This is a genomic window from Acinetobacter sp. VT 511, assembly GCF_001077515.1.
Classification (GTDB): Bacteria; Pseudomonadota; Gammaproteobacteria; order Pseudomonadales; family Moraxellaceae; genus Acinetobacter; species Acinetobacter schindleri.
Genome location: NZ_LFRE01000037.1, coordinates 55,107 through 65,053 on the forward strand (window position 1 = coordinate 55,107; position 9,947 = coordinate 65,053).

8 protein-coding genes and 1 pseudogene are annotated in these 9,947 nt (G+C 44.7%); 7 read left to right on the plus strand and 2 right to left on the minus strand.

Annotation, left to right across the window (positions count from 1 at the left end):
* Window positions 1–8 precede the first annotated feature (8 nt).
* On the plus strand, window positions 9–368 hold the full coding sequence (locus tag ACS72_RS02720; RefSeq protein WP_008304439.1) for a RidA family protein: 360 nt from the start codon (window positions 9–11) through the stop codon (window positions 366–368).
* A gap of 151 nt (window positions 369–519) precedes the next feature.
* Window positions 520–1,947 carry an amino acid permease gene (locus ACS72_RS02725; RefSeq protein WP_008304441.1) on the plus strand — a complete coding sequence of 476 codons (1,428 nt, stop codon included), beginning with the start codon at window positions 520–522 and terminating at the stop codon, window positions 1,945–1,947.
* A 65-nt stretch (window positions 1,948–2,012) separates the two neighbouring features.
* On the opposite strand, the gene ACS72_RS02730 is transcribed toward ACS72_RS02725, so the two are convergent.
* Both ACS72_RS02730 and ACS72_RS02735 read right to left on the minus strand, forming a co-directional pair.
* Window positions 2,013–2,465: a CopD family protein gene (locus ACS72_RS02730; protein WP_004811175.1), complete on the minus strand. Its 453-nt coding sequence runs from the start codon at window positions 2,463–2,465 to the stop codon at window positions 2,013–2,015.
* A 23-nt stretch (window positions 2,466–2,488) separates the two neighbouring features.
* Window positions 2,489–3,718, minus strand: coding sequence for a beta-ketoacyl synthase N-terminal-like domain-containing protein (locus ACS72_RS02735; RefSeq protein WP_004811172.1), 1,230 nt, complete (start codon window positions 3,716–3,718; stop codon window positions 2,489–2,491).
* Between the two features lie 276 nt (window positions 3,719–3,994).
* Here ACS72_RS02735 and ACS72_RS02740 point away from each other — a divergent pair, with 276 nt between their 5' ends.
* From ACS72_RS02740 to ACS72_RS18365, 5 genes and pseudogenes are all read left to right on the plus strand, one after another.
* A complete protein-coding gene (locus ACS72_RS02740) occupies window positions 3,995–5,497 on the plus strand; it encodes an EcsC family protein (protein WP_048881152.1) in 1,503 nt (500 codons plus the stop codon).
* A 169-nt stretch (window positions 5,498–5,666) separates the two neighbouring features.
* Window positions 5,667–6,004, plus strand: a pseudogene (gene rpsL, locus ACS72_RS02745) (30S ribosomal protein S12).
* Between the two features lie 182 nt (window positions 6,005–6,186).
* Window positions 6,187–6,657: a 30S ribosomal protein S7 gene (gene rpsG, locus ACS72_RS02750; RefSeq protein ID WP_004279240.1), complete on the plus strand. Its 471-nt coding sequence runs from the start codon at window positions 6,187–6,189 to the stop codon at window positions 6,655–6,657.
* Window positions 6,658–6,787: 130 nt separating this feature from the next.
* Window positions 6,788–8,959, plus strand: a complete 2,172-nt coding sequence (fusA, locus tag ACS72_RS02755; protein WP_048881154.1) for an elongation factor G — start codon at window positions 6,788–6,790, stop codon at window positions 8,957–8,959.
* Between the two features lie 76 nt (window positions 8,960–9,035).
* The coding region (locus ACS72_RS18365; RefSeq protein ID WP_212771677.1) for an SgrR family transcriptional regulator at window positions 9,036–9,947 on the plus strand (912 nt) is incomplete at its 3' end.

Genomic DNA, 9,947 nt, shown 5'->3' on the forward strand with positions numbered 1-9,947 from the left:
AATTTATGATGGAACATAGCGATATTCAACGTATCCGCAGCAATCAGGTGATGAGTGCTGCCACTATTCACAACAAGACCGTGTATTTATCAGGGCAGGTACCAACACGTACCGATCTGGATATACACGGACAGACCTTGGAGGTCTTCGCCAAGATTGAAGAATTGCTTGCGCTGGCAAATACTGATAAAAGCCGGTTGCTTTCGGCGCAATTATTTATCAAGCATTTAGCTGACTTTAGCAACGTAAACCAACTCTGGGTGGAATGGCTGCAAGGTCATGATACTCCGGCACGTGCCACCATTCAGGCGGATCTGGTCAATCCAGACTGGCTGATTGAAATTGCAGTGATTGCAGCACAGCCTTAAGAGCCTCTGATATTTGAGATCTCCCAACTTAATTTTGTAACAACATCAGACCCGATCATTTAACTTTTTAAATGAAACTGCATCTGAATCAGGATTTCAGGAGGAAATCTGATCAGGTGGGCAAGGGCCTGAGGCGAAAAAGGAACTGAAGATGAATACTATACCCTCTAGAGATGACGCAGCGCCGTCGCAACATGAGCTACAACGCAAGTTATCTAATCGGCATTTACAGCTGATTGCCATTGGTGGCTGTATCGGTACCGGCCTGTTTATGGGTTCGGGTAAGACTATCGCCTTGGCTGGTCCTTCGATCCTGCTGATCTATATGATCATTGGCGGGATGTTTTTCTTTTTAATGCGTGCTCTTGGTGAAATGCTGCTGTCGAATCTGCAGTACAAGTCTTTTATTGATATGGCGCATGATCTGATTGGTCCGGGTGCAGGCTATTACATTGGCTGGTCGTACTGGTTGGGCTGGGTTCTGGTTGGTATTGCCGATCTGGCTGCGATTATTAACTACCTGAATTTCTGGTTACCCGAAGGTACAGCCTTTACCCCGACGGGACAGGCGCTGATCAGCGCTGCCTGTGTACTCTTGATTCTAGGTATTAACCTGGTGACAGTAAAACTCTTCGGTGAGATTGAATTCTGGTTTGCCCTGATCAAGATTCTGGCAATTATTGGCCTGATTTTTGTCGGTGGTTATATGGTCTTTAGTGGTTTTCAGGCGCCAAGCGGTGCGACGGCCAGCTTTAGTCATGTCTGGTCAGATGGGTTATTTCCGAAAGGTGTGACGGGCTTTCTGGCGGGTTTCCAGATCGCGATGTTTGCTTTTGTGGGGGTGGAGCTGCTAGGTACCATGGCAGCTGAAACCAAAGATCCGGAAAAGAATTTACCTAAAGCAGTCAATGCGATTCCAACCCGTATCATTCTGTTCTACGTGTTGTCATTGCTGGTGATTATGGCCGTCACGCCATGGAGCCAGATTCCTGCAGATCAGAGCCCATTCGTTAGCCTGTTCTTATATGCGGGGATTCCAACGTCCGCCATTATCATGAACTTTGTGGTCTTGTCCTCCGTGATGTCTTCGATGAATAGTGGGGTGTTCTCCACCAGTCGGATGCTGTTTGGCCTGGCACGAGGTGGTCAGGCACCACAAGCCTTGGCACAACTGTCGAGCCGTGCAGTACCGGCGAAAGGTCTGATGTTCTCCTGTACTTTTATTCTGCTGGGTGCAGCATTCCAGTATTTTGTACCGAATACGATGGAAGCCTTTACCTTGGCGAGCTCACTGTGTGTGATCCTGTTTATCAGTATCTGGAGCATCATTATGGTGTGCTATATCCGCTACCGTAAGCAGCAACCGGAAAAACATACTGCTTCGACTTTTAAAATGCCGGGCGGTGTATGGATGTCTTATATCGTGCTGGCATTCCTGTTCTTTGCTTTGGTGATTTTGAGTCTGGAACCAGATACCTTGAAAGCCTTGATGATCAGTCCGTTATGGCTGTTAATTCTGGCGGTGACCTATCGTGTGCTGTATTTGCCAAGAGTTCGTAAGCTTCAGGTAGAGATGTAAATTTTAGAATCTAAGACATAAAAAAATCCCCGAATGATCGGGGATTTTTTTATTGAGTAGCTAAACTAGAAGGTAGGTTTAACCACCACCAGAATCACCACTGCAAATAACAGCAGGGTTGGCATCTCATTAAAATAACGCCAAAACTTGTGTGACTTGTAATGGGCATTATCAATCAGCTTCTTGCGGTAATAACCACAGACCAGATGGTAAATCACCAATAAGCCGACCAGGCCGACTTTAAGGTAGAACCATAAGGCTTCATGGTAATGACGCGTTGCATCACCCCAATCCACCAGAAAGTGTGCTGTAATCAGGGTGGCCAGCATTGCTGGCCACATGATGCCACGGTACAGCTTACGCTCCATGACTTCAAAGCGTTGATGACTCACGGTATCTTCGCTCATGGCATGATAAACATATAAACGTGGCAAGTAGAACAAAGCCGCGAACCAGCAAACCACTGCAATAATATGTAATGCTTTTACCCAAAGGAAAGCATCAGAAGGAGCATCCATCAAGTCACCCTAAATTGGGCAGCTTAGCCTTCCCATTTTTTGAAGATGAGACAAGCATTTACGCCGCCGAAACCGAAACTGTTACTCATCACAGTATTCAATTTTGCGTCACGTTTTTCAAGCACGATATCAAACGGTTTCGCACCTTCATCCAGCTCAGTCACGTTGATGTTTGGCGCAATAAAATCATTTTGCATCATCAGAACTGAATAAATTGCTTCTTGAACACCAGCAGCACCTAGGCTGTGACCTGTCATAGACTTGGTCGAGCTAAGTGAAGGAACTTGGCCTTCACCAAACGCACGTTCCATTGCCTTAAGTTCTGTAATGTCGCCTGCTGGAGTAGAGGTACCATGCGTATTTACATAGTCAATCTTGTCTACACCATGCTGTTTTGCTTCTTCTAAAGCCATCAATACACAACGCGTTGCACCTTCACCACTTGGCGCAACCATATCGGCACCATCAGAGTTCGCTGCATAAGCTACGACTTCCGCAAGAATATTGGCACCACGTGCTTGAGCGTGTTCAAGGGATTCAAGCACCACGAAACCGCCACCGCCAGCAATCACGAAACCGTCACGGTCTGCTGAATATGGACGAGATGCAGTTTCAGGTGTGTCATTGTATTTCGAACACAGTGCACCCATCGCATCAAACAGCAAGCTTTGAGACCAGTGATCTTCTTCACCGCCACCGGCAAGCATCAAGTCCTGTTTACCCAATTGAATCAGGTTATAGGCATAACCAATCGCATCAGCAGAAGTTGCGCATGCGCTGGTAATTGAGTGAGCAATACCTTGAAGTTTAAGCGCTACACCAACGTTAGCTGTAATGGTATTTGACATATTGCGGGGTACGAAGAACGGGCCAATTTTACGTGCACCTTTTTCTTCGAGTAATTTCGCCATTTCTATTACAGATGCTGTTGAGTTACCGCCTGAGCCGCCTGCAATACCATAGCGTGGGTTGCCCGCCAGATCTTCCGGTTTCAGACCAGCATGCTCAACCGCTGCAATTGCCGAATTGTAGGCATACATGGCACAAACACCCATAAAGCGTTTGAGACGACGGTCGATATTGTCAAAATCCTGCTCAGCAGCCGCGCTGACATGACTTTTAAAGTTCAGTTCAGCATAGACTGGATTTAAACGTGTGCCTGAAATCCCGTTTTGTAAAGAGTGAGTTACATCTTCCAATGTATTTCCGATGCATGAGTTAATACCCATACCAGTGATGACAACACGTTTCATCTACAGATCCTTATAGTTCATCTTTATGGTCAGGGGAGATATTTAGCGTTTTCATCAAACGTTAAATATGATGCTGACCCATTGTTCACAATGAGGAACATCATAACAGAAAGATTTTTGAAATCTTATGGCAAATGTTATGCCCAGTACGTTGTACATTCGAATAGAGATTCCTACACAGAGGGATTACTAAATGAAACAGAATAAGGTTGAGATAAACGCTGCTAGCACCTAGTATTTATACAAAATACAAGCACGTGCACGCTGAGGTAAGGAATGACAAATACCAATAATAAACAATCAAATGGCTTCATCTCCAGTGCGTTTGGAGTGGCGAAAAAGTTCAGTACAACAGGTTTGGATCTATTCAACCATGTTGCACCTGATTCGGTTTCGAAGGTCACACAAGCACTGAATGTAGATAAGGTGGTCAATGGCGAAGCTCAAGCCAAGAGTCCATTTGAATCAAAAAAATACGACAATCCACAGGAGATGTTACGTGAACATCTACCAAGTGTATCGCGCCAGTTGTTTGGCCGTCATTTCAATACAGTGAATAATGTTACGCATTTTATTTCGCCCAAGTTTAGCGAAAAAGTGTCCGATTATTTCTTTGATCATCTAAATCAGTTTACCAATGACATCAGTTCAGTAGATGCCGTTCTCGATGAAGCGGGGGTGCGTGATCTGGAGGAGCTCACCCAAGATGTTGATCGTTCTAAGCGTATTTCTCAAGCGTTCGGTGAACAGAATAAATGGATTGCTGCAGTTCAAGGTGCATTCTCCGGGGCAACTGGGGTAATTGGTACAGCAGTGGATATTCCTGCATCTTTGGTGCTGGCGCTGCGTACTATTTATCAAGTCGGCCGTTCTTATGGCTTTGATTTAAGTAAAGAAGAAGATCAGGATATCGTGCAGCATATCTTCCGTCAGATTGATCTGAGTCTGATTGCAGAAAAGCAAACTGTATTGTTGGGCTTAAGAGCGCTAGGTGCTACTTTAAAAACCCATGACATTTCCCAGCTGCAAGCCATGTTGGGTTCAAGTAATGATACTGAGCTGCTACGCAAATTCCTGCATCAGGAAGATAGTCAATCGAAATGGGAATGGATAAATCATATACCGAAAGTTTCCCTGATTGAACAACTATCTAAATTGGTACCGTTAGCGGGTGCTGGGGTAGGCGCAGTATACAGTCGCCGTTTTGTCGAGGATGTTAATCAGAAAGCACAGGATGTGTTCTCGAATGCACGTCAATATCTGCTACAGCATCGTGACAGCTCTGCCTCTGTTTTAGAGGCTTATGAAAAATCTAAAGCATTGCTGCAACAGGCTGCACCAAAACTACTGGAAAATATCAAGAAAAATGGTCATACCGGGGATGAGTTAATTTTAGATAAAGAGATTCCGATTGAAGGAAATGATCATATTACTCAGGTAAAAGTGCTGAAAAAGACAGATTCTCAAGTCACAGAGGAAGTAAAAGATGAAGAGGTCAGTGAAGGCTTGGATTCATTAGCCGATAAGTTGGTAGAACCGGTTGCGGATAAGCATGTACAGCAACCAGCACTGAGTGAGCCGGCACCTGAAGATATCGAAGATACGCTTGCACAGGCAGAAGCTGAGGGCGATGTCACAGACGAGGCCGAAGTCGCTGCCGCTGATACTGAAAATGATCAGAGCGAAGCAGGCATGGAAGCTACACAGCAAAAGCCAAAAAAAGCGACAAAATCTTCTGCTAAAAAATCAACAGAAGATGTTACAAAAGATGCAGATTAATCTGCAAGAAAAATAGTAAAGATATGAAAGTACTAAGCAATTGTAAGCAAGAGCGGATGTGGATTTGCCTGCTTCTATCATGTTGACCAATTTTGCATCTTGACTTACAATTGCATGCCCTCAAAAAGTAGTAGTTTTTGGGGCTTTTTATTAACGGGAGAATTGCCAAATGGCAACAACAAATCAGTTGATCCGTAAGGGTCGTACGACTTTGATTGAAAAATCTAAAGTTCCTGCGTTGAAGGCTTGTCCACAGCGCCGTGGTGTTTGTACACGTGTTTACACAACTACACCTAAAAAACCTAACTCAGCAATGCGTAAAGTTTGCCGTGTTCGCTTAACTTCAGGTTTTGAAGTTTCTAGAGTGTTGTTCTTATCCGTGGTGGTCGTGTTAAAGACTTACCAGGTGTACGTTACCATACCGTTCGTGGTTCTTTAGACTGTGCTGGTGTTAAAGATCGTAACCAGTCTCGTTCTAAATACGGTACTAAACGTCCTAAGAAATAATTGATCTTTCGAGATTAACTTCTTAGTTCGCTAGAACTGCAATCCTTTATCGTCTCGCTTGTCTGATTTCTGCATTTAATTTTGTGAAATTCAAGCGACGTGTAGTAAGGCCAGCGAATGCACATGACACTTTGTGCTAATGCTGGATAAACCTGAAGTGTCATATTTATAGGTAGTTTAAAATGCCAAGACGTCGCGTAGTCGCTGCTCGTGAAATCCTTCCGGATCCGAAATTCAGTAGCCAAACAATCGCTAAATTCATGAACCACGTAATGCAAGATGGTAAAAAATCTATTGCTGAAAGTATCGTTTACGGTGCTTTAGACCGCGTTCAAGAAAAATCTAAAGTAGACCCGGTTGAATTTTTCGAGACTACTCTTGAAAAAGTTCGCCCTATGGTCGAAGTAAAAGCACGCCGTGTTGGCGGTGCTACATACCAAGTACCTATGGAAGTGCGCCCATCCCGTCGTACTGCCTTGGCTATGCGTTGGTTAGTAGATGCTGCTGCTAAGCGTTCTGAAAAAACTATGGCTTTACGTCTTGCTGGTGAGTTGCTTGATGCATCTGAAGGTAAAGGCGCAGCGGTTAAAAAACGTGAAGATGTGCACCGTATGGCTGAAGCCAACAAAGCATTCTCTCACTACCGTTTCTAAGCAAATAAAACAGGCCCTTATCAGGACGGTGATGATATGGGTTTCACCCAATTGTCATCAAAGCGCTTTAAGTTGCTAGCAACTTAAAGCGTCCTGTTTTAAACAACAAAATTTAGGAATGCAAGAGATCATGGCTCGTCAAACCCCAATTTCTCGTTACCGTAATATTGGTATTTCTGCGCACATCGATGCGGGTAAGACCACAACTACTGAACGTATCTTGTTCTACACAGGTGTATCTCACAAAATTGGTGAAGTACATGATGGTGCAGCAACAATGGACTGGATGGAGCAAGAGCAAGAACGTGGTATTACCATTACTTCTGCTGCTACCACTACATTCTGGTCAGGTATGTCTAAGCAGTTCCCAGAACACCGTATCAACGTAATTGATACCCCGGGACACGTTGACTTCACAATCGAAGTTGAGCGTTCTATGCGTGTTCTTGATGGTGCATGTATGGTTTACTGTGCTGTAGGTGGTGTACAACCTCAGTCTGAAACTGTATGGCGTCAAGCTAACAAATACCAAGTGCCTCGTTTAGCATTCGTGAACAAGATGGACCGTACTGGTGCAAACTTCTTCCGTGTTGTTGAACAAATGAAAACACGTCTTGGTGCGCACCCTGTACCTGTAGTAATCCCTGTTGGCGCTGAAGAAAACTTCCAAGGCGTTATCGACTTGATCGAAATGAAAGCGATCATTTGGGACGAAGCTTCACAAGGTATGAAGTTCGAGTACGGCGAAATCCCTGCTGATCTTCAAGAAACTGCTGAAGAATGGCGTACAAACATGGTTGAAGCTGCTGCTGAAGCTTCTGAAGAGTTAATGGACGAATACCTGAACAATGGCGATTTGACTAAAGAACAAATCGTTGCTGGTCTACGTGTTCAAACATTGGCTTGTGAAATTCAACCAATGCTTTGTGGTACAGCGTTCAAAAACAAAGGTGTTCAACGTATGTTGGACGCAGTAATTGAATTCTTGCCATCACCGACTGAAGTTAAAGCGATTGAAGGTGTTCTTGACGACAAAGCTGAAACTAAAGCGATTCGTGAAGCATCTGACGAAGCTCCGTTCTCTGCACTTGCGTTCAAAATTATGAACGACAAATTCGTAGGTAACTTAACTTTCGTACGTGTTTACTCTGGTGTTCTTAAACAAGGTGATTCTGTTTATAACCCGGTTAAATCTAAACGTGAACGTATCGGCCGTATCGTGCAAATGCACGCGAACGATCGTCAAGACGTTGAAGAAATCCGTGCTGGTGACATCGCTGCGTGTGTAGGTCTTAAAGACGTAACTACTGGTGATACACTATGTGATGAGAAAAACATCATCACTCTAGAACGTATGGAATTCCCAGAGCCAGTAATTGCATTGGCTGTTGAACCAAAAACTAAAGCTGACCAAGAAAAAATGTCTATCGCTTTAGGTCGTTTGGCTAAGGAAGATCCATCATTCCGCGTTCGTACTGACGAAGAATCTGGTCAAACCATTATTGCTGGTATGGGTGAGCTTCACCTTGACATCATCGTTGACCGTATGAAACGTGAATTCAACGTTGAAGCGAACATTGGTAAACCAATGGTTGCTTACCGCGAAACAATCAAAAAGACTGTTGAGCAAGAAGGTAAGTTCGTACGTCAAACTGGTGGTAAAGGTAAATTCGGTCACGTATACGTACGTTTAGAACCGCTTGATCCTGAAGCTGGTAAAGAATACGAATTCGCTGAAGAAGTTGTAGGTGGTGTAGTACCTAAAGAATTCTTCGGTGCAGTTGACAAAGGTATCCAAGAACGTATGAAGAATGGTGTCCTTGCTGGTTATCCAGTAGTTGGCATCAAAGCGACATTGTTCGATGGTTCTTACCATGATGTCGATTCTGACGAATTATCGTTCAAGATGGCTGGTTCTTATGCCTTCCGTGACGGTTTCATGAAAGCAGATCCTGTTCTTCTTGAACCTATCATGAAAGTTGAAGTAGAAACTCCAGAAGACTACATGGGCGATATCATGGGTGACTTAAACCGTCGTCGTGGTATGGTTCAGGGTATGGACGATCTACCTGGTGGTACTAAAGCAATTAAAGCTGAAGTTCCACTTGCTGAGATGTTCGGTTATGCAACTCATATGCGTTCTATGTCTCAAGGTCGTGCGACTTACTCTATGGAATTTGCTAAATATGCTGAAACTCCACGTAACGTGGCTGAAGGCATCATCGCTAAGTTCCAGTCTGGCGGTAAAAAAGGTGACGGATTGCAACTGTATGTGCGAAGAAATTCGGTGGCCCCTGTGTAATTGTAAGGATAAAAGGGGGAAAGAAAAGTGTAAACATATGATCACACTTTTCACCTTTAATAGAGGAGTCATGACCATGGATACCCTGCATACACACTTTATAAGGCTTGCTGGGGCCGAACAACTTTCATTCAAACTTCATGAACCTGTAGCGGTAACGATTGATAGCCTGTCCGCTGCCTTGTGCTGCACCCCTCGTAATGTGAAATTCATTCTCAGAAAATTGGAGGAACAAGGCTTTATCCATTGGCAGCCTGGGCGTGGTCGTGGACATCATTCGGAGTTAACAATGCTGCGTAGCATGAATGAAGCGTTGGAAGCGAGTTTTACCGAACTTTTGGGTAAAGGCAAAATGAAAGATGCCATTGAACTCATCGGAACCGTTCAGATGGATGATACATTGCGAGAACAGCTCATGCTCTCCCTTCATCAACAGATGGGATTTCACGGCCACGAATACATGCGGGGCCGCATGAAAGATACAAAATCCTATGCTGCACCGTACGCGTTAAATGAAGTGATCAAGGGTGGAGCCATTGGACAGGTTGTGGAATCTTCGGAACCGAATCTGCGCAAAGGTGACCTCGTATCCGGTATGTGGGGCTGGCAACAATATGCCGCAGTGAATACGGCTGATCTTTCGCTAATTGATACCGAAGAAGCACCAATCACGGCTTACCTGGGTGCGCTGGGCCTGACGGGTCTGACGGCTTATTTTGGTATGGAGGACATCGGCAAACCGAAGGACGGCGAAACGGTTGTTGTATCGGGAGCAGCCGGAGCGGTAGGCATGATTGCAGGTCAGATTGGTAAAATTGTGGGAGCACGCGTGGTTGGTATTGCAGGCTCTGATGAAAAATGCGCTTATTTGAAAGAAAAGCTGGGCTTCGATGTGGTGTTGAACTACAAGAAGGAGCAGGATATGTCAGCGGCCATTGAACGGGCTTGCCCGGACGGCGTAGATGTCTACTTTGACAATGTTGGCGGT